Annotated in this window: 8 protein-coding genes and 1 tRNA gene; 8 read left to right on the forward strand and 1 reads right to left on the reverse strand. The window is 74.7% G+C overall.

The genetic code is table 11. The annotated features are described in order from the left end of the window. Nucleotides 1–82: 82 nt before the first annotated feature. The 6 genes from tmk (at nucleotide 83) to ACW14Y_RS22915 (ending at nucleotide 9,262) form a co-directional block, all read left to right on the forward strand. Nucleotides 83–3,577 carry a dTMP kinase gene (gene tmk / locus ACW14Y_RS22890; RefSeq protein WP_456983242.1) on the forward strand — a complete coding sequence of 1,165 codons (3,495 nt, stop codon included), beginning with the start codon at nucleotides 83–85 and terminating at the stop codon, nucleotides 3,575–3,577. A gap of 286 nt (nucleotides 3,578–3,863) precedes the next feature. After that, a complete protein-coding gene (locus ACW14Y_RS22895; RefSeq protein WP_380299630.1) occupies nucleotides 3,864–5,075 on the forward strand; it encodes a DNA polymerase III subunit delta' in 1,212 nt (403 codons plus the stop codon). A 292-nt stretch (nucleotides 5,076–5,367) separates the two neighbouring features. Beyond that, the gene (locus tag ACW14Y_RS22900) at nucleotides 5,368–6,549 is read left to right on the forward strand and encodes a hypothetical protein (protein ID WP_456983244.1); all 1,182 of its coding nucleotides are present in this window, start codon (nucleotides 5,368–5,370) and stop codon (nucleotides 6,547–6,549) included. A 113-nt stretch (nucleotides 6,550–6,662) separates the two neighbouring features. After that, nucleotides 6,663–8,378: an alpha/beta hydrolase gene (locus ACW14Y_RS22905; RefSeq protein ID WP_456983246.1), complete on the forward strand. Its 1,716-nt coding sequence runs from the start codon at nucleotides 6,663–6,665 to the stop codon at nucleotides 8,376–8,378. Nucleotides 8,379–8,435: 57 nt separating this feature from the next. After that, nucleotides 8,436–9,095, forward strand: a complete 660-nt coding sequence (gene leuE, locus ACW14Y_RS22910) for a leucine efflux protein LeuE (RefSeq protein WP_340631264.1) — start codon at nucleotides 8,436–8,438, stop codon at nucleotides 9,093–9,095. A gap of 93 nt (nucleotides 9,096–9,188) precedes the next feature. Then, a tRNA-Thr gene (locus ACW14Y_RS22915) sits at nucleotides 9,189–9,262 on the forward strand. Between the two features lie 182 nt (nucleotides 9,263–9,444). Here ACW14Y_RS22915 and ACW14Y_RS22920 read toward each other — a convergent pair. Next, a complete protein-coding gene (locus ACW14Y_RS22920) occupies nucleotides 9,445–11,454 on the reverse strand; it encodes a hypothetical protein (protein WP_456983248.1) in 2,010 nt (669 codons plus the stop codon). A gap of 908 nt (nucleotides 11,455–12,362) precedes the next feature. On the opposite strand from ACW14Y_RS22920, the gene ACW14Y_RS22925 reads away from it, so the two are divergent. Together ACW14Y_RS22925 and ACW14Y_RS22930 are read left to right on the forward strand one after the other, a co-directional pair. After that, nucleotides 12,363–13,889, forward strand: coding sequence for an acyltransferase domain-containing protein (locus tag ACW14Y_RS22925; RefSeq protein WP_456983250.1), 1,527 nt, complete (start codon nucleotides 12,363–12,365; stop codon nucleotides 13,887–13,889). Then, complete coding sequence (locus ACW14Y_RS22930) at nucleotides 13,886–21,835, forward strand: cytochrome P450 (protein ID WP_456983252.1); 7,950 nt, start codon at nucleotides 13,886–13,888, stop codon at nucleotides 21,833–21,835. Before ACW14Y_RS22925 ends, ACW14Y_RS22930 begins: the two co-directional genes overlap by 4 nt. Nucleotides 21,836–21,839: the final 4 nt, after the last annotated feature.

A 21,839-nucleotide genomic window follows, 5' to 3' on the forward strand; every position in this document is an offset into this window, starting at 1 on the left:
GTCTGTCACAACCCGGTGGCGGCGCCCGCCCGGAGCCGTGCTCCCCTCTTTTGCGCCATGCTCCGACCGCTACGCTGACCGTATGACGAGCGAGGAGCAGCCCACCCCCAGCGCCGCGGCGGCCGGACCGGGCGGCAGGCCCGACCTGCCCGAGGTCGCGCCCGCCGGGACCGCCGGCGAGCGGATCCGGGCGCTGCTGCGGCTGCGCCCCTACCGGCGCCTGTGGACCACCCAGCTGATCGGCGGCACCGCGGACCGGCTCGGCCTGCTGGTGCTGCTGATGCTCACCGTGGTCGCCGCCGTCCTCGGACGGCAGTTCGGCGACCTGCCGCGCAGCCTCGCCTTCGCGGTCGCCGCCGTCCTCGCCACCCGGTTGGCCGCCACCGGACTGGTCGGCGCCGCCCTGCTCGGCCCGGTGCACGGGCTGCTCACCGGCAGGCTCGACCGGCGCTGGACGCTGTTCGGCGCCGACGTGCTGCGCGTCGTCCTGGTCGGCGTCGCCCCGTGGTGGATCGTCTGGCTGGGCTCCGGCCCGAAGCCCTCCGGCGCCGCGACCTGGGTGCTGCTCGCCACCGTGTTCCTGACCGGTGCCGCCGAGCGGGTCTGGGCGATCGCCAAGGCCGCGGCGGTCCCGGCCCTGCTGCCGCCCGTCGACCCCTACGCGCCGGCCGGCGAGCGGCGTCCGTCCGCCGCCAACCTGGCCACCGTCCGGACCCTGGACCACCGCACCGGTTGGGCCGCGCTGCCGCTCGGCGCCGGCGCGCTCGTCGTGCTCACCCTGCTGAACAACGTCTTCGCGGCGCTCGGCTCGGACTGGCTGCGCGCCCACCAGACCACCTTCGCCGCCCTCGGCGCGGCCGCCCTGTTCGCCGTCTCGGCCGCCCGGGTGTACGTCCAGGAACTGCCCGGCGGTCCCGTCCGGGTGCCGCCGTCCTCGCCGCTGCGGGGGCTGCGCGCACCGACCGACGCCACCCCCGGCCCCGCCCTGGCCAAGGGCCGCACCGGTGCCGCCCCGTACTTCACCTTCGCCGTCTCCGCCGGGTACGCGACGATGGCCGGCGTCGCCGCGCTGGCCTTGCTGACCGCCGTCGAGCACCGCGCCGGGCCGATCGGCTACGGCCTGCTGGTGCTGGCCGCGACCGGCGTCCCCGCGCTGGGGATCCGGATCACCCGGGCCGTGCTGCCCACGCTCTCCCGCCGCCGACTGCTCGCCCTGGCGCTGCTCACCGAGGGACTCGCGCTGGTCCTGGCCGGCCTGGTGCTGGACTTCGTGCTCCTGCTGCTGCTCACCGTGCTGGCCGCGCTGGCCGCCGGCGTGGTGATCTCCACCGGCCGCAGCCTGCTCGCCCTGGAGGTCGAGGAGGCCCGGCTGCCCAAGGTCACCGAGCACCTCTACGCCGTGCTGCGGGTCGTCGTCGGCACCGCACTGGTCGGCCTGCCGCTGATCGCCGCCGCCTACGGGGACGTCCAGTACGGCGCCGTCGAGCCCGGCTCGTTCACCTTCATCCACGGCGGCGCGGCCCTCGCCGTCGGCACCGCCGGACTGCTCACCCTCGTCCTGGCCGTCGTCGTGCTGCTGCGCACCGACGACCGGCGCGGCACCGTGCCGTTCGGCCGGGACCTGGTCGACTCGGTGCGCGGCGCCACCGGTCCGGCCCCGCACCGGGCGGGCACCGGCTTCTTCATCGCCCTGGAGGGCGGCGACGGCGCCGGCAAGTCCACCCAGGCCCAGGCGCTCGCCGAGTGGATCCGGGGCAAGGGCCACGAGGTCGTGCTCACCCGTGAGCCCGGCGGCAGCCCGATCGGGCAGCGGCTGCGCAGCCTCGTCCTGGACGTCGGCAACACCGGCCTCTCGCACCGCGCCGAGGCGCTGATCTACGCGGCCGACCGGGCCGAGCACGTCGAGAACGTGATCCGCCCGGCCCTGGCCCGCGGCGCCGTGGTCATCACCGACCGGTACATGGACTCCTCGATCGCCTACCAGGGCGCCGGCCGCGACCTGGCCGCCACCGAGGTGGCCCGGATCTCCCGCTGGGCGACCGGCGGGCTGCTGCCCGACCTGACCGTCGTCCTGGACGTCGACCCGACCCGGGCCCGGGAGCGCTTCACCGAGGCGCTGGACCGGCTGGAGTCCGAGCCGACCGAGTTCCACCAACGGGTGCGCTCCGGCTTCCTGGCGCTCGCCGCCGCCGACCCGGCGCGCTACCTGGTCGTCGACGGCAGCCAGGCCCCCGGCCTCGTCACCACCTCCGTCCGGCACCGGCTCGACCGGGAGCTGCCGCTCTCCGAGCAGGAGAAGGCCGCCCGCGCCGAGCAGGAGCGCAAGGCCGCCGAGGAGGCCCGGCGCCGGGCCGAGGAGGAGGCCCGCAAGCGCGCCGAGGAGGAGACCGCCGAGCGCAAGCGCCAGGAGGTGCTGGCGCAGCTCCGGGCCGAGCAGGCGGAGAAGGAGCGGCTGGCCGAGGAGGAGGCCGCGCGGGTCGCCGCCGAGGCCGCGCGCAAGGCCGCCGAGGAGGCGCGCCTGCGGGCGGAGGAGGAGGCCCGCAAGCGGGCCGAGGAAGAGGCGAAGCGGCGGGCCGAGGAAGAGGCGCGCCGGGCCGTCGAGGAGGCCGAGCGCAAGCGGCTCGCCGAGGAGGCGGCCGCCCGGGCGGAGCTCCAGCGTCAGCGCGAGCTGGCCCGGGAGGAGCAGCGGCGCCGGGCGGAGGAGGCGCTGCAGCGGGCCGAGGAGGCCCGGCTGGCGCAGGCCGCCGCGCTGGCCGCTGCCGCTGCGGCGGCCGCCGAGGCGGCGGAGCGCGCGGAGCGCACGGGCCGGGGCGGGGACGTCCCGGGTGCCGCCGGGGCGGGTCCGGACGACGCGGTGACCACCGAGCTGCGGGTCGTGAAGGACTCCGGGCCGTCGGACCGGCGGGACGGCAACGACTCGACCAGGGAGCTTCCGGTCCTGGGCGGCGGCGCCGCCGGGCGGCCCGGCGAGGCGGCGGATGTCGCGGAGACGGCGGTGCTGCCGGTCGTTCCGGCGGACGAGACGACGGTGCTGCCGCGGATCCCGGCGGACGAGACCGCGGTGCTGCCGCGGATTCCGGCCGACGAGGCGGACCGGACCGCGGTGCTGCCGAGGATCGAGCCGGGGCGTCCCGGGGGCCACACGCCGTCCGGCCACGCGCCGTCGGGTCAGGCACCGTCGGGACAGGTGCCGTCGGGCCAGGTTTCTCCGGGTGACGTGCCGCCGGGCCTCTGGCGGGACGCGCGACCGGGCAGCGGGCCTCGTCCGGCGCCGGCGGACCGTCCGGTGGACAGCACCCGCGAGCTGCCGGTGGTCGACCCGCAGCAGCCGCCGGTCGCCGAGGCCAGGCCCCGGCCGGACTGGGCGGAGGAGACCCCGCTCGACGATCTGCCGAGCCTCACCGACACCCTGCTCGGTACCCGCGAGGAGTGGGCCGGCTGGGGGCAGGGCGGTCAGGGCGGCCAGTCCGGACCGACGGGCCAGGTGGGTCCGGGCGCCGGCGCCGGTGACGGGCGGCGTGACGGGGGCCAGGACGACGGCAAGGGCAAGGGCCGGCGCTGGGGCCGTCGGAGCTGACCGCCCGGAACGGAGCGGGAACAACCGGAACGGAGCGGGAACGGTCGGGACGTCCGGAACAGCCGGAACGTCCTGAACAGCGGGTGGGTCGGGACGGGCCTGCGGCAGCCCGGCCCGGTGCCGGTGGGCCCGGTCCGGAGCCACCCGGCGACGTCGTACCGGGCACGTATGCTCGACGGCGGGAAGCGGGAGACCAAGGCCGGACGGGTCCGTCCGGCGGCCTCCGGCTCCCGCCGTCGCCGCTTCGGGCGCCGGCGGCAGGTCCGTACCGAGCGTGGGAGCAGCAGTGGCCGTCTGGGACGACCTGGTGGGCCAGGAGCGGGTGGTCGAGCAGCTGACCGGCGCCGCCCGGGCAGCCGGGGCGATCGTCGGCGCCGGGCGGGGCACCGGGCCGGTGTCCGGCGCGAACGCCTCGCTGATGACGCACGCCTGGCTGTTCACCGGACCTCCCGGGGCCGGCCAGATCACCGCCGCGCGGGCCTTCGCCGCCGCGCTCCAGTGCACCAGCCCCGACCTCGCGCTCGGCGGCACCCCCGGCTGCGGCTTCTGCGACGGCTGCCACACCGTTCTCGCGGGCAGCCACGCCGACGTGAAGTACGTCCGCACCGACGGCCTGTCCATCGGCGTCGGCGACATGCGCGACCTCGTGCTGCGTGCCTCCAGCTACCCCACCGGCGGCCGCTGGTCGGTGATCCTGGTCGACGCCGCCCACCGGCTCACCGAGGCCGCCGCCAACGCGCTGCTCAAGGGCGTGGAGGAGCCCTCCCCGCGCACCGTCTGGCTGCTCTGCGCCCCCTCCGTGCAGGACGTGCTGCCGACCATCCGCTCCCGCTGCCGGCTGCTGGTGCTGCGCACCCCGGCCGCCGAGGCGGTCGCCGACATGCTGGTGCGGCGCGACGGCGTCGATCCGCACACCGCCCGGCTGGCCGCGCTGGCCGGTCAGGGCGACATCGAGCGTTCGCGCCGGCTGGCCGTCGACGACCAGGCCCGGTCGCGGCGCACCGAGGTGCTGCGGATCCCGCTGGAGGTCGGCGACATCGGCGGCTGCCTGGCCGCCGCCCAGCGCCTGGTCGACACCGCCAAGGCCGACGCCGAGGCGCTCGCCGACACCCAGGACAGCAAGGAGACCGACGACCTCAAGGCCGTGTACGGCGCGTCCGAGGGCGGCAAGGCGCCGCGCGGTATGGCCGGCGCCGTCAAGGAGCTGGAGAAGCGGCAGAAGAGCCGGGCCACCCGTACCCGCCGCGAGACCCTCGGTGTCGCCCTGCTGGACCTGCTCGGTTTCTACCGGGACGTGCTGGCGATCCAGCTCGGCTCGACCGGCGCGCTCGCCAACGAGGACCAGCGGCAGGCGCTCGACCGGGTCGCCCAGGCCGGTCCGCCGGAGTCCACCCTGCGCCGGATCGAGGCGATCCTCGCCTGCCGGGTGGCGCTGGACCGCAACGTCGATCCGCTGCTGGCCGTCGAGGCGATGACGGTGGCCCTGCGGGCGGGCTGACCGCCGGGCAGGGCCGGGCGGCGCCGGGCCGGGCCGGAGTCGGGCCGGAGCCGGTGGGGCGGCTCGTGCCGGGGTCGTTCACGGCGTCCGCGCCGGGGCCGGTACGGCTTCCCGCCCCAGTGCCGCGTCCCACCTTCGAGTGAACGAGCGATACGCGCCGGGCGCACCGTCGTACGACGTCCCGCTCGCCCTGCACGCTGGGGGCCGACTGCGCCCCGCCGCCGGGGCCGTCGCGTCCCGTACGGTGCCGGGCCCGACCGCCCGTCCGGCCCTCCCCGAGGTGGTGCGTCCCATGGTCCGTTCGCTTCTGCTCGTTCCCCTGCTCGCCGTCGCCGGGGGAGGGGTCTGGTTGGCCCGCGGCGCGCTGGTGCGCTGGCGGGACCTACGGGTCGCCGAGACGTACGAACTGAGCGGGGACCAGTGGCCGATGCTGGTGCGCGCGGCCGGGGCGATGGTCTGCGGGATCTGCGTCACCGTGCTGACGCTGCTGACGGCGGTGGGCGCGTTCGGGAGCCTCGACGGCGGGGCCTCCGGGCGGACCGGTTCGGCCGCCGAGCGGTTCGAGGGGAGCGGGGCAGGGGCCGGAAACGGCTTCGGGGGCGGGGCCGACGGCCCGGCCGCCGGCCGCCCGGCCGCACCGCCGGTCGAGGCCGTCGACGCTGCCGCCTCCACCACCTCCGCGAGTACGCCGACACCCACCCCGCTGCCGGTGGCCAGCCGGTTCGACAGCGTCGGCCACCCGGGCGGCGGCGAACTGCTCCAGTCCGCCGTCCCCGGCCCCGACGGTCACCCGCGCAATGTCCGGGTCTGGCTGCCCGCCCAGTACGCGAAGGACCCGAACGCCCGCTTCCCGGTCGTCGTGATGCACGCCGCCACTCCCCGGAAGACCGCGGACACCGAGGTCCCGGACGTCTTCGAGGGCCTCTCCTCCGCCGTGCAGAGCGCCAGGTCCAAGCCGTTCATCCTGGTCGCCCCCGAGGCGCCGAACGGCACCGCGCACCCCTGCGAACTGGTCGCCGCCGCCCCGATGGCCGTCGCCGACGACGCGGCGCTGCGCACCACCATCGCGGCCACCTTCCGCACCCTGCCGCCCGGCCCGGCAGGCTGGGGCACGCTCGGCGTCGGCGACGGCGCCCCCTGCGCGGCCGCGGCCGGTCTCGCCCGCCCCGACCTGTACGGCGCGGCGGCCGCCGTCTCCGGCCGGTACGACCCCGCCGCGCTCGCCCGGACCGGCGCCGAGGCGCCCGCCGTCGGGACCCCGAGGCTGCTGCTCGCCGCCGGCAAGGCCGACACCGCCGGACTGGACGCCGCCCGCAAGCTCCAGTCGGCACTGCGCGGCGGCACCGGCGCCGCCGCCCGCGCCGAGGTGCGGATCTCCGACAACGCGACCGACTACTCGGCGGACCGGATCCGGCTGCGGCTGGTTCGGCAGGCGGCCCAGTACCTGGGCGAGACGCTCGGCAAGGCGTCCTGAGCAGGCCCGGCGCGGGCACTACGCTTCCGGTACTCCCAGGTGGCGGCGCGGCTGCCGCCGGCGGGCGTGGACGGCTGAGGGGATCCCACATGCGGGCCGACGGGCGGCAGGACGTGTCATCGCGGGCTCGGGCGCGCGAGCGTCGTACCGGCATCGCCGTCGCGGTGGCACTGGTGACGGCGGCCGGTCTGGTGGCGGGCGGCTGCTCGGCCGGTGACGCCCCGTCCGGCGCTGTTCCGTCCGGTGCTGTTCCCTCCGCCGGTGTTTCTCCCGGGGCTGTTTCCCCCGGGACTGTTTCTCCCGGGGGTGCTTCTCCCGGCGCCGGCCCGGCGGGCCTCGCCGGGCCGGCCGGGGGCGCGGCGGCCGCCACGCCGCTGGAGCCGCTGCCCGCCGCGGTGCCGCCCGCGCTCGCCCCCTACTACGCGCAGCGGCTCGGCTGGACACCCTGCGACGACGGCTACGAGTGCACCACCTTCCGGGTGCCGCTGGACTACGACCGCCCCGCGGACGGCGACCTCACCCTGGCCGCCGTCCGCGCCCCCGCCGTTCCGGCCGCCCCCGGTGACACGGTCGCCCCCGGCGAGCGGATCGGCTCCCTGCTGCTCAACCCGGGCGGCCCCGGCGGCTCGGCCGTCGAGTACGTCGAGGGCGTGGCCCGCACCTACGACGCCGGGGTCCGCGCCCGCTACGACCTGGTCGGCCTCGACCCGCGCGGGGTCGGCCGCAGCGCGCCCGTCACCTGCCTCGGCGGGGAGCGGATGGACGCCTACACCGCCGTCGACATCACCCCCGACGACCAGGCCGAGGTCGACGCCCTGGTGGCCGCCGCCAAGGAGTTCGCCGAGGGCTGCCGACAGCGGTCCGGCGACCGGCTCGGCCACCTGAGCACCGTCGAGGCCGCACGCGACCTGGACGTGCTGCGCGCGCTGCTCGGCGACGAGCGGCTGCACTACGTCGGCAAGTCCTACGGCACCTTCCTCGGCGCCACCTACGCGGGCCTGTTCCCCGGCCGCACCGGGCGGATGGTGCTCGACGGCGCGATGGACCCCTCGCTCGACTCCCTCACCGGCAACCGCACCCAGGCGGGCGGCTTCGAGACCGCCTGGACGGCCTTCGCCCGGGACTGCGCCGCCCGCGAGGACTGCCCGCTCGGCCGGACCGAGCAGCAGGCCGGCGAGCGGCTCGCCGCCCTGTTCGCCGCGGTCGACGCCGGCCCGCTGGCGACCGACGACGGCGCCCGGCGGCTCAGCGAGGCGCAGGCGACCACCGGCGTCATCCAGGCCATGTACGCGGACTTCCTCTGGCCCCGGCTGCGCACCGCGCTCGCCGACGCGGAGGCGGGCAACGGCACCGGCCTGCTCAAGCTCTCCGACGCCTACTACGGGCGGGAGGCGGACGGCTCGTACCCCAACCTGATGTTCGCCAACATGGCGGTGAACTGCCTCGACCTGCCCGCGCCGTTCGCCGGCCCGGACGACGCCGCCCGCGCGGTCCCCGACTTCGAGCGGACCTCGCCGAGGTTCGGCCGCGACATGGCCTGGATGGCGCTGACCTGCACCTACTGGCCGGTCCGGCCGACCGGCACACCGCACACCGTCCGGGCCGCCGGCGCCGCCCCGATCGTGGTCGTCGGCACCACCCGGGACCCGGCCACCCCCTACGCGTGGGCGCAGGCGCTGGCCGGGCAGCTGGAGTCCGGACGGCTGCTGACCTACGACGGCGACGGCCACACCGCGTACGGCCGCCACGACAGCTGCCTCGACGGCGCGGTCAACCGCTTCCTGCTGGGCGGCGAGCCGCCGGAGAACGGCAAGACCTGTGGACGGTGAGGGAGCGCCCGTTACGATGGGCGCCCCCTCCCCTCCTCGCCCCTCCCGGAGCCCACCGTGCTCGGAGTCAACGACCTGACGACGTACGTCCTCGGCGCCCTCGTCATCGTCCTCCTCCCCGGCCCCAACTCCCTCTACGTGCTCTCGGTCGCCGCCCGCAAGGGCGTCCGCACCGGGTACAAGGCCGCCGCCGGCGTCTTCGTCGGCGACTTCACCCTCATCAGCCTGACCTCGCTCGGCGCCGCCTCCCTGCTGAAGGCCAACCCGGCCGTCTTCGCCGTGGTGAAGTTCGGCGGCGCCGCCTACCTGCTCTGGATAGGCATCGGCATGCTGCGCGCCGCCCGCGGCCTGTGGCGCGAGCACCGGGCCCTCGACGAGGCCGCCGACGGCGCCGCCGCCGAGGCACCCGGGCCCACCGAGCGCCCGTTCCGCCGCGCCCTGGTGATCAGCCTGCTGAACCCCAAGGCGATCCTCTTCCTGCTCTCCTTCTTCACCCAGTTCGTCGACCCGTCCTACGGCAGCCCCGTGCTCTCCTTCACCCTCCTCGGTGGGATCCTGCAGGGCTTCAGCGTGCTCTACCTCTCCGTGCTGATCTTCGCGGGCACCTCGCTCGCCTCCGCCTTCCGCCGCCGCAAGCGCCTCTCCGCCACCCTCACCGGCAGCGTCGCCGCCCTCTTCGCCGGCTTCGCCGCCAAGCTCGCCGTCTCCTCCGCCTGACCTCCCGGCCCTCCCCACCGCCTCCCCACCGCGTTACGGATCACCCGCGAACCTGTGTAGACTGGCCCGCGTTGCCGACGCTTCGGCAGCGGTGCCGCCTTAGCTCAGTTGGCCAGAGCAACGCACTCGTAATGCGTAGGTCGCGGGTTCGAATCCCGCAGGCGGCTCTGTAGAAGCCCCAGGACTCACTCGCCGTGACCTGGGGCTTTTGCGTTTTCTGCATTCGTTGCCGTCGTCGCGCGCGGCAACGGCGTCCTGACATCGGTCGCCCTCGGTCCGTGGGGTGCGGGTCGGTGGGGGAGAGCCCGGTCGGGTTTCTGGCCGGACCCTTTTTCGGGGGTCTGCGGGCTCAGTTCCGGGGCGGGGTGGGGACGGGGGCGGCGGCGCCGACGAGGAGGACCAGTTCGTGGCCGCCGGGGTTGGTCTGGAGGGGGACGGTGCGCCAGTTGTTGGCGAGCCAGACGTTGCCGGAGGGGTCGATCCGGAGGCCGGTGTTGCGGTCCAGGCCGTCGCTCGGGTAGCCGGTGTCGGGCGGGGAGATCGGCTGGCCGGTGCGGAAGCCGGGTGGGCAGGCGGTGAGGTCGGTGCCGCAGAGGCGGGCGACCCGGTGGCCGCCGAAGTTGGCGACCCAGACCGTGTCGTCGCCGTCGACGGCGATGCCCCAGGGGAGGAACAGGCCGCCGTTGGTGAAGGGGACGGGGGCGGGGGTGCCGTCGGGGCGGATCAGGGTGACCGAGGCGCCGGGGCGGGTGGCGGGGTCGTCGGTGGCGGCGGTGGCCGCGGCGGCGAGGTCGGCCGGAGTGGTGTCGGCGCAGGGGACGGGGAGTACGCCGCTGTTGCTGACCCAGGCATTGCCGCGGCTGTCGGTGGCGACGGCGAGCGGTCGGCGCAGGCCGCCGCCGGTGACGGTCTGCCGCAGGGTCCCGTCGGGGGCGAGGAGCTGGACGGTGTCATTGCCGTTGCCGGTGACCCAGAGGCGGCCGGCGGGGTCGACGGCCGTGTCGAAGGGCTTCCGCAGGGCAGGGGTGGGGACCTCCCGGGCACGGCCGGCGTCGCCGTCGGGGATCCGGGTGACGCTGCCCCCTCCGCAGTTGGCCACCCAGACGGTGCCGGCCCGGTCGGTGGCCATGCCCTGGGGCTGGGCGATGCCGCCTTGGCGCCAGCCCTCGGGCGGGGACAGCGGGGTGCCGTCGGGGGCGAACTGGGAGAGGCTGCGTTCGAGTGGGGCCGGGTCGATCGGGCAGCCGGTGCCCTGGAAGCCGAAGTTGCCCGCCCAGGCGGTGCCCCGGGCGTCGAGGGTGATGCCGAAGCCGGCGCCGTAGAGGCCGCCGCCGCGATAGGGCGCGCCGGGGGCGTCGTGGCCGGTCGGGGTGAGCTTGAGCACGGTGCGGCCCCCGCAGACCGGGACGGTGGGGTCGGCGCCGTAGCGGTAGTTGTTGGTGACCCAGGCGTTGCCGTCGGCGTCGAAGGCGATGTTGCCGGGGCCGTCGATCTCGTGGCCGTTGCCGTCGTAGCGCAGGGCGACGGTCCAGGCGGCCGGCGCGGCGGGCAGGGCGGGGAGGTAGCTCCGGCTGGTCTGCGCGAGGGCGAAGAGGGCGGCGGCGTTGTGGTCGGGGGTACGGGCGATGTCGACGGCGGCGCGCAGGGTGTCGCGCGGCCGTTCACGACCGGGCGGCCGGGCCAGGTCGAGCAGTCGGTCGCAGGCGTCACCGGTGACGCAGGAGGCGAGCAGGTTGGCGAGGGTGTTGAACTCGGCCATGGTCGAGGTGAGGGGGCCGTTGGGCGGCGAGGCGAGGATGGCGGCGATCCCGCCGGTACCGGTGTCGGCGAGGTTGTGCGCGATCGCGGCGGCGTTCTGCAGTCCGGGGTGGGGGCCGGAGATGCCGTCCGGGTCGGTGAAGCGGGCCAGCGCGTAGGCGACGGCGACGGTGGTGCGCTCGTTGACGACGAGTTCGGTCGGGGCGTCGGCGCCGCTGAGGACGGCGGCCAGGGTCACCGGGCCGTGCGGTGCGGTCCGGTCGCCGTCGGCGGGGGCGCCGCCGGGCCGCGGCAGCTCGGCGAGGACGTAGAGAACGGCTCGGGGGTCGTCCGGGCGGTGGTGGTCGAGGGTGAAGTGCCCGTCGGCGGTGCTGCGGGTGCGGGCCAGTACCCGCGGTCGGCCGGACCCGTTCGCACCGGCCTGGTAGAGCGTCACCTCGGCGTCTCCGAGCGGGGTTTCGCCGCTGCGGACCACCCCGCACTGGGAGGTCGGCAACGGAGCGCCGGGGCCGGTGGGGGCGGTGGCCGAAGCGGGGGATGGGCCGGCGGCGAGTTGGGCCAGGAGAGCGGCGTACAGCAGGACGCCGCGGTGTCGGCGCATGGGGGCTCCGTCGGGTTGTGGGAAAGGGGGTGTCGCGGGAGGGCGGCCTCCGCGAGTGTCACCTTCCTGCCTGCCACATCGCGGGGCCGCTCGCGCGCGACGGGCCGCCGGAGGCGGGGGAAATTACCCGGGACGGCGGAGGCGGGTCGGTCGGCGGGGTCGGGGGCGTGGGAGGTGGGCGCACGAACCGGCGTGGGGGCGCATGGGGGTGGGCGGGGTGTGCGTCGGTCGGGCGGGGGGTCGGGGGAGGTTGTCGGGGGCTTCGGGAACCGCTTTCGGAAGTACCGGCAGAAGCGTTTCTGTTTCGCGCTGTTTCGTGGCGCACAACTTGACATGGCCTGGAGAAAATGGGGTTGTGACGAAGTCGGCACACTGCTTCGGTGCAGGTCAGGAATGTTACCGACCGGTCGCCCAAGAAAGTGCTTGACTTGTCGTCAGACACATTCTTAGGGTGAAACGAGTATGAGCCGGTGTGCTTCGGCACGCAGCGGTACGGGGGAAGATGAACGTGAATGTGGCAGTGGCTGACAATTGCGGAACCGAAGTCTGCCATTCCACTTGTTCGACTGGTGGGCAGCAGCTGGGGCGGTGACGACCGCCTGACGTCGTACGGGGTCGACGGACTCCAACGGCGTTCTGCTGCAAGCCAGTTGCTCGGCTGTTTCGCGCGCCGTCGGGGTGCGCCGCCGAGCCGGACCTCCTGATGCATTTCCGGACAATGGCGTCGCCAATGCCGTGTCCGCAGGCATCGAATTCGGCTGCGACCGCGTTCTCGAGTTAACCGAAGATTAACCGGAATCGCCTCTCTCGAGTGTTGGGGCATGAATACGGTCTCATCGGTCAAGAAAATGCGGCGCGATCCGCCGGTGCAGCTGATCACGCAAATGAGTATGGGGGAAGTGTGCGTCATGCCTGAAACTTCGATTGCCGTCCTCTTTCCGGGCCAGGGTGCGTTCTACGGCCGTGCCCTCGCCGACCTGCGGGACGAGTTCCCCGAGGTCGGACCGGTCCTCGCCGAGATCGGTGACGCCGCCCGTCCGCTGCTCGGCGACCGCGCGGTGGACCAGCTGTTCGCGACGCGGACGCCGGACACCGAGCAGCTGCTCCGGGAGGCCCCGGAGGCGCTCCAGCTGGCCATCTACGCGGTGTCCACCGCGACCTACGCCGTGCTGCGGGCCCGTGGTCTGCGCCCGAACGTTCTGATCGGGCACAGCCTCGGCGAGATCGCCGCGCTGGTCGCCGCGGGGGCGTTCACGCCCGCCGAGGGCGCCGAGATCGTCTGCCACCGGAGCATCGCGCTGCGCGAGGCCGGCCTGGGCGACGCCTACATGGCCGCCATCGGCACCGACGCCTCCCGGGCGCAGCGCCTCGTCGACCTGGTCGGCGACCCGCTGACCGGTATCGCGGTGGAGAACCACGCGGGCCAGACCGTGCTGTCCGGTCGGGCCGAGACGCTGGACACGATCGGTCGGCTGGCCGCCGTGCTGAAGATCGACTTCGCGCGGCTCAAGTCGCCGTACGCGTTCCACAGCCCGCTGCTCGGCCCGGCGGCGGAGAAGTTCGCCGCGCGGATCGCGGACATCCGCCAGCGTCCGCTGGAGACCACCGTCCACTCGCCGATCATCGGCCGCGCCTACGAGGACGCGGACCGGCTGACCGAGCTGCTGGCCGGGCACTTCACCGCCCGGGTGCGCTTCGGCGACACCGTCCGCGAGCTGGCGGGCACCGGTGTGTCGGTGTTCGTCGAGAGCGGTGCGCTGGACGCGCTGAGCCGGATCACCGGTCGGATCGTGGAGTCGCCGGTCACCACCGTGCCGACCCTGCTGCCGGAGGCCGGGGGCGCCGCCGTGCTGCGGCAGGCGCTCGACCGGTTGGCCTCGGTGGGTGCGGTCGCGGCGGGTTCCGGTGGCGGCTCCTCGGCGGACCAGCTGCGGGCGGCGCTGCTGTCCGACGTGCCGGCCGAGGACTTCGAGGCGTTCTGGAACGGCCGGGGCGTGGAGGTCCGGGCGTTCGCCCGCGAGGCCTACCTGACGTACCTGGGCGCGAAGGAGGAGGAGCCGAGCGTCGGCGCGAGCCTCAACGGGAGCGCGAACGGCAGCGTGAACGGGAGCGCGAACGGCAGTGTGAACGGGAGCGCGAACGGGAGCCTCAACGGCAGCGCGAACGGGAGTGTCGCGGTCGTGGACCGGGACACCCTGGTCCGCCAGCTCGCCGACATCTACGCCGAGGCGCTGGAGTACCCGGCGGAGGTCTTCGAGGAGGCCACCGACCTGGAGGCCGAGCTGGGCGTCGACTCGGTGAAGCAGACGGAGCTGCTGGTGCGCGTCGGCAACCGCTACGAGCTGCCGCCCCGGCCGTCCGACGTGCGTCCGGCCGCCTACAACACCCTGGGCAAGATCGCCGACCTCATCATCGCCTCGGGCGGATCGGCGTGAGCGGGTCCCAGGAGCTGCGGGGCAAGATCGCCCTGGTCACCGGCGGGGCGCGCAACGTCGGCAAGGTCATCGCCAAGCGGCTCGCCGCCGACGGCGCGCTCGTCGTCATCAACCACCTGCACTCGCCCGGGCCCGCCCGGGAGACCGCCGAGGAGATCGAGCGGGCCGGTGGCCGGGCGCACGTCATCCGGGCGTCGGTCGCCGTCCGGGGCCAGGTCGACCGGATGTTCGACGAGATCGAGGAGCGCTTCGGCGGCCTCGACATCCTGGTCAACAACGCCGCCAACGGCGCCCTGGTGCCGGGCGGCGAGGTCACCGACCAGCTGATCGACCGGGCCCTCAACACCAACCTCAAGGGCGGCCTCGCGTGCGCCCAGCGCGCCGCCGCGCTGATGGCGCGGCGGGGCGGGGGCAGCATCGTCAACCTCTCCACGCTGGGCGGCGGCCAGTTCGTCATGGCCAACTACCTGGCCTGCGGTCCGGCCAAGGCCGCGGTGGAGGCGATGACCCGCTACCTGGCCGTCGACTACGCCCGGGACGGGATCAGGGTCAACACGGCCGCCGCCGGCATGCTGTACAGCGAGGTCGTGGACCTCTTCCCGGACGCCGAGCGGATGCAGCGGGCGACGATCGAGGCCACCCCGATGGGGCGGCTCGGCCACCCGGAGGAGCTGGCCGAGGTGGTGGCCTTCCTGGCCTCGCCGCGGTCGAGCTGGATCACCGGCCAGGTGATCCTGGCGGACGGCGGACTGTCCACGGGGCAGGCGCTGCTGTCGCCGCCGCGTGCGCTGGTGGAGCCGGTGCCGCCGACCGTCCCGGTCGGCGAGTCGGTGGAGTCGGTGGAGTCGGTCGAGGGGGCGGCGAGGGCGGAGGAGGCGCAGGACACGTCTGTGCCCGCCGCCGCCGTGACCGCCCCGGTTGCCGCGCCGGTGACCGCGCCCGTGACGGCCGCCGTGCAGGCCGCGGTGACCCCGCGTCAGGCACCGGCGGTGTCGGTCACGACGGTCGCCGAGGCCGCCCCGGTCGCCCCGGTCGCCGAGGCCGCCCCGGTGGCCGCGAAGGCGGTCGAGGAGGAGGCGTTCGACGAGGACGACGAGATCGCCATCGTCGGCATGGGCATCGTGGTGCCCGGCGCCAACGACCTCGACGAGTACTGGCACGAGCTCATGAACGGCGCCGACCGTTTCGTCGAGATCCCCGCCGACCGGTGGGACAACGACAAGTTCCACTCCTCCGACAAGCGCGACGAGGACAAGACCTACTCCAAGCGCTCGGCCTTCATCACCGACTTCGTGCCGCACCCGCAGCTGGCCCGCGAGCTGGCCGAGGCGGGGACCGACCCGAACGCGGTGGAGTCCACCACGCTCTGGCTGCGCCACTCGCTGCTCCAGGCGATGGAGGGCGTCCGGCACAACCCCGAGGACCGCTGCTCCTTCCTGGTCGGCTACACCGCCGACGGCAGCCAGCACCTGGAGGAGGCGACCGTCCGGGCCGGTGTGCTCGGCCGGATCGCCCCCATCCTGGACGGCCTCGGCCTGTCCGGGGCGGACCGCGCCGCCGCGCTGGCCACCGTCGAGCGGCGGCTGGCCGGGCACTACCCGCGCAGCGGTCCCGAGCCGCTGCACTTCTTCCCGCACCGGGTCGGGCTCAACGCGATGCGCGACGTGCTGCCGGACTCCGCCGAGCTGCTGCTCGTGGACACCGCCTGCTCCTCCTCGCTCTACGCGGTGGACCTGGGCCTCAAGGGGCTGCTGGAGGGCCGGCACGACATCGCGGTCTGCAGCGGCTCGTTCGCGGTGGGCCCGCGCGGGTCGATCCTGTTCGCGAAGCTCAACGGCCTGTCGGTGAGCGGCGAGGTCCGCTCGCTCGACAAGGACAGCGACGGGGTGCTGTTCTCGGACGGCGCCGCGACCGTCGTGCTCAAGCGGCTCAGCCGGGCGCGCCGGGACGGTGACCGGGTGCTGGCCACCCTGCGCAGCTTCGGCTCGTCCTCGGACGGCAAGGGCAAGGCGATCTACGCGCCGAGCGCGGCCGGCCAGAAGCTGGCGATCCGCCGCGCGCTGGACCGGCCGGGCATGGACGACGTGCGGCCGGACTGGATCGTCGCCCACGCCACCGGTACCCCGGCGGGCGACCTGGCGGAGTTCACCACCCTGCGCGAGACGCTGGGCGGTCACGAGCCGGGCCGGGCCCCGGTGGTGGTCACCTCCAACAAGTCGGTGATCGGGCACACCGGTTGGGCCGCGGGCGTGGCCTCGCTGATCGAGGTCGTGCTGGGCTTCCGGCACGATGTGATCCCGCCGCAGCACCGGTTCACCGAGACCCCGGCGGACTTCGCGATCGGCGGCTCCAACCTGGTCGTGCCGACCGAGGCGGTGCCCTGGCCGCGCGGCGCCCGCCGCCGCACGGCCGCCGTCTCCGGCTTCGGCTTCGGCGGCACCAACGCCCACCTGGTCGTGCAGGAGCCGCCCGCGGCACCGAAGGCGCCGTCCGGCCTCCCGTTGCCGGCGCGGACCGAGCAGGTGAAGCCGCAGCGGATCGCGATCGTGGCCCGGACGGCGCACGTGCCGGGCACCGAGACCGCCGACGAGCTGGCCACCTGGCTGGGCCGGTCCGGCCCGGAGGACGTGTCCTTCGGCGACACCTACCCGCTGCCGTCGTTCAAGCAGGTGCGGATGCCCCCCGGCATGATGCGGGGCATCGACCGCTGCCAGCTGATGATCCTCAAGTGCGCCCACCGGCTGCGCGACAGCCTGGGCGCGTTCTGGGAGGACAACAGCGAGACGACCGGTGTGGTGCTCGGCCACCTCGGGGCGACCCGCAACGCGACCCTGTACGCGCTGCGCTGCTACCTGGACGACCTGACCATCGCCCTGAAGGCCGACGCCGCGCTGGCCTCGGCGCCGTGGCTGCCGGAGGCGCTGGAGCTGCTCAGGACCGAGGTGCGGCGGCTGGTCCCGCCGTCCAACGAGGACTCCTTCCCCGGCATGATGCCGAACGTGATCCCGGCCCGGGTCGCCAACTATTTCGACCTCAAGGGCCTCAACATGACGGTCGACACGGGGTTCACCTCGACCCTGAGCGCGATCGACGTCGCCATCCGCTACCTGCGGCAGGGCGAGCTGACGATGGCGCTGGTCGGCGGCATCAACGGCAACAGCACCGACGAGGTGCGCCAGCTGCTGGACGAGGCCCTCGACGGCGGCAGCGTCCTGGCCGAGGGTGCCTTCCTGTTCGCCCTGGTGACGGAGGAGACCGCCGCCGCGGCCGGGCTGGAGGTGCTGGGTTACCTGGACACCCCGCTCGCCGAGGCGGAGCGGGACGGAGCGGTGGCCGGAGAGCCGGCCGCGGAGCCGGTGCCGACCGTCGAGTGCGGCGCCGTCCGCCCCGGCCGGGAGGTCTGCTACCTGGGCGCCGAGGGTGCGATCGGCATCCTGCAGGTGCTGGCCGAGGAGCCGGCCGGGCGCGACGCGCTGGTGGTCTGCCGCGGCGAGAACGGCGCGCCCGACCTCAGCGTCCGGGTCTCGGCCCCGCTGTCGGCGGCCGTGCCGGCGCCGGAGGCCGAGCTCCACGTGCCGTCCGCGTTCTACGACGAGCGGCTGTACGACGACCGGCACCCGCTGGTGGTGAGCCGGCACGTGCCCGGGCTGACCGAGACGCCCGGCGAGCCGGTCCGCGCCGAGCTGCCGTTCTGGCCCGCGGAGCCCACCGTCGTCCTGACCGACCGGCCGGAGACGGTGTCGGCGGCCGGGGCGCCGGCCGGCACCCTGGTGCTGTCCACCGTGCCCGGCGGTCCCGGGGTCCGGCACGTGCCGGACGCCGAGGCGCTGGCGGGGCTGCTGGACGAGGCGGACCCGCGGCGGCTGATCCGGCACATCCGGGTGGTCACCGACCTGTCCGGCGCGGACACGGCGGGTCCGGCGGAGGCGGAGGCGCTGAGCGCCCTGCACGAGCTGGTCTTCCTGACGGTGCAGCAGCGGCACGAGGCGCTGGCCGACGAGGCCGGCGGCGCGAGCTGCGTCGGGCTGTTCCTCGGGGCGATGACCGACCGGACCCCGCACCCGTTCACGGGCATGTTCACGGGCCTGTTCAAGGTGATCCACCTGGAGTACGCGCCGCACTGCCTGACCTACGCGCTGATCACCGGGACGCGGGAGGCCGCCACCGGGGTCGCGCAGGCGGAGCGGGAGTCGGCGTTCCGGCGCGGCGTCCCCTCGGCCTTCCACGACGGCGGGCGGCGGCTGACCGTCACCCTCGCCGAGGAGCCCGGCGAGCTGCTGCCGCCGGGTGAGGCGACGCTCGGTCCGGACAGTGTCGTGGTCGCGGTCGGCGGCGGGCGGGGCATCACCGCCGAGCTGCTGGCCGAGGTCGCCCGGCACTTCCGCCCCCGGGTGTACGTGCTCGGCAGCAACCCGGTGGACTCCCACCCGGCCGAGTACCTGGAGCTGGACGACGAGGCCTTCGCCAAGGGCCGCGCCGACTACATCCGCAAGCAGCTGGCGCTGCGGACCGGCCGCAACCCCGCGCAGCTCAACCGCGCGTACGAGCGGATCGGCCAGGCCCGGGTGATCCGGGCCAACCTGCGCCGGATCGCCGAGCACAGCGGCGCGGGCGCGGTGCACTACGTGCCCTGCGACGTGACCGACCGCGACCAGGTGACGGCCGCGATGGACCGGATCCACGCCGAGGCCGGCCGGATCGACCTGCTGGTCAACGCGGCCGGGCTGAACCGTTCGGCGCCGATCGCGACCAAGAGCCTGGCGGAGTTCCGGCAGGTCCGCGACCTGAAGGTGCTGGGCTACTTCAACCTCAAGCACGCCCTGCGCGGCCGGCCGCCGCGCGCCTGGTGCAACTTCGGTTCGCTGCTGGGCATGACGGGCCAGGTCGGCGAGGCCGACTACGCCTCGGGCAACGACTTCCTCGGTGCCGCCGCGACCTACCACCAGCAGGTGCTGGGCCTCCACGAGTTCACCGTGGGCTGGACCCTGTGGGGCGAGGTCGGCCTGGGCGCCAACGAGTTGACCAAGGCGTACTTCGAGAAGAGCGGCCTGTACTCCGCGATGAGCACCGCGGAGGGCGTGCACCACTTCGTCCGCGAGCTCAACCTGGCCAAGCCGTCGCCGTACACCGTGCACCTCGGTGACGCGGAGCGGCGGGCGGTCGACCGGCTGCTGCCCGGCTTCCTCAACCCGGGGGCGCCGCGCGGTGGTTCGGACTCCGCGGAACCGCAGGAACCGGTGCGCCCGGAGCGGCCGGCCGCGGCGGGACCGGTGGAGCCGGAGGTGCTGCCGTTCTACCTCGGCGAGGTGGTCGAGCGCGGCCCGGACACGGTCACCTTCGAGCGGGTCTTCGACCTGGAGCGGGACGACTACCTGCGCCACCACAAGGTCGGCGACGCGCCCACCCTGCCGGGGACGTTCGTCACCGAGATCGCCTTCGAGGCGGCCTCGTGGCTGGTGCCGGACCTCAAGGTCTACGCCTTCGAGGACCTGCGGTTCCACCACTTCCTCAAGGTCCGCGAGTCGGACCGGGCCGGGCTCCGCAAGCGGATCCGGGCCGAGCTGGTGGAGCGCCGGGCCGACCTCGGCCAGGCCGTGGTGGCGGTGCGGATCACCCACGACGTGGTGGCGCCCAACGGCACCGTGCTGGTCAAGGACCGGCTGCACTTCGAGGTGCGGGTGCTGCTGGCGGGCGACCTGCCGGACGCGCCGCACTGGAAGGCCTGGCACCCGGCCGCCGAGACGCCGGTGCCGGACCCGTACCACAGCCCGGGCTCCCCGGTGCTGCTGACCGACCTGTTCGTGTCGACCACCGACACCCGGCTGCACCCGGACGGCAAGCGCGCCACCTACAACCTCGAACTGCCCCTGGACCACCGGGTCTTCGGGAGCTTCGGGATCCCGGTGGTGCTGCTCGACGGGCTCGCCAGGACCGGGGTGCTGGCCCTGGTCGACGGTGACCTGGTCCCGCTCGCGGCCCCGCTGGGCATCGGCCGGATCGACGTCTACGAGCACGGCGGCGACAGCCAGGTCGCGGCCCGCTACGGCCGGGTCGACCTGTACGCGGTGCTGCCCGGGGCGGAGGCCGACGGGCGGAACGCGGGCAGTGGCAACCGGTTCGTCGCCGTCCGTCCGGACGGCCGGATCCTGATCCAGATGAAGGACCTGGACTGGACGCTGATGGGCTATCTCGACCGCGGCACCGGGAAGTTCGTGACCCCCGAGGAGATGGCCGAGGCGGCCGCCGCCCGGGCGGTCGGAGCCGGTACCGGTACGGCCGAGCCCGAGGCGGCCGAACCCGGGGCGGTCGAGCCCCGGGTGGCGGATCCCGATCCGGTCGATCCCGGAGCGGCCCCCGCCGAGACCGGTGAGGTGGTGACGGCGATGGGAAAAGCTGAGGCCGGCGCGGCTGGTGGGCCGACGCCGGCGGCCACGGACCCCCAGTACGCCACGAGCAGGAAGGCGAGCACCGACGTGACCGCGAGCAAGGAGAACGGCGGGGAGCCGGCCCCGGAGCCGGGTACGGCGGTGGCCACGGTCGTCGCCGCGCCCGAGCGCCGCCCGGCGCGCCGCCCCGCGCCCGCCGTCGCGCGGCTCGCCCGCCCCGCCCCGGGGCCGCGCGGACTGAAGACCGTCCCCGGCAACCTGCGCAAGTTCCAGCGCAACGCGCCCGCCCTGTTCACCGAACTGAGCCGGGCCTACGGGGACATGGTCCGGCTGCCGCTGGGCTACTTCACCGTCCACCTGAACTACCACCCGGACAACATCAAGTACGTCCTCCAGGACAACAACCAGAACTACATCCGCGGCAAGGGCTACGACGCCTTCAAGATCTTCATGGGGATGGGCCTGCTCACCCTCGACGGGGAGGAGTGGAAGCAGCACCGCCGGGTGGTGAACCCGCTGTTCCACAAGACCGCGATCGACAACATGGCGACCACCATGACCGACTCCACCGCCCTGGTGCTGGACCGGTGGGAGCACGCGGGGTCCGACAAGGCCGGCCTCGACGTGGTGCCGGAGATGATGGACCTCACCCTGGGGGCCCTCGGCAAGGTCATGTTCGACACCGACCTGCACCCGCTCAGTGACCGGGTGGGGCCGGCGATGGTCACCTCCATCGAGGCGATGGTCTTCCGCGGCACCCTCAACCAGCTGACCCCCGAGTTCGTCCCGATCCCGTACAACCGGCGCATCCGCCAGGCGCGCAAGGTGATGTACGACGTGGTGGACGGCATCGTCGAGGCGCACCGGGACGGGCGGCACGAGGGGCTGACCGACCTGGTCAGCCTGCTGCTCCAGGCCCGCGACGAGAGCGGCGGCGAGTGGACCAGGCAGCAGGTCCGGGACGAGATCATGACGGTCTTCATGGCCGGCCACGAGACCACCGGCACCGGCCTGGCCTGGGCGCTCTACGAGCTGGCCAAGGACCCCGAGGCGCAGGAGCGGCTGCACGAGGAGGTCGAGCAGGTGCTCGGCGGGCGCACGCCCACCATCGAGGACCTGCCGAACCTCCCCTACGCCAAGATGGTCACCGACGAGACGCTGCGGCTGCACCCGCCGATCTGGGTGTACCCGCGCGACGCCGTCGCGGAGGACGACGTCAACGGCTGGCACGTCCCGGCCGGCGGCAGCGTCTTCATGGTCCCGTACGTCACCCACCGGCACCCGGACTACTGGGTCGACCCGGAGCGCTTCGACCCGGAGCGCTTCAGCGAGCAGAACCGCGCCCAGCAGCCCCGGTACGCCTACTTCCCGTTCGGCGGGGGGCAGCGCAAGTGCATCGGCAACCAGATGGCGCTGGTGCAGACGCACCTGACGCTGGCCATGGTGGCCCAGCGCTTCCGGCTGCGGCTGGTCCCGGACCACCCGCTGACGCTGGGCACGCTGGTGTCCTTCCGCCCGGTGGACGGCATCCGCCTCGTCGTGGAGCCCAGGAAGCGATGACACG

Source organism: Kitasatospora sp. cg17-2, from assembly GCF_054031055.1.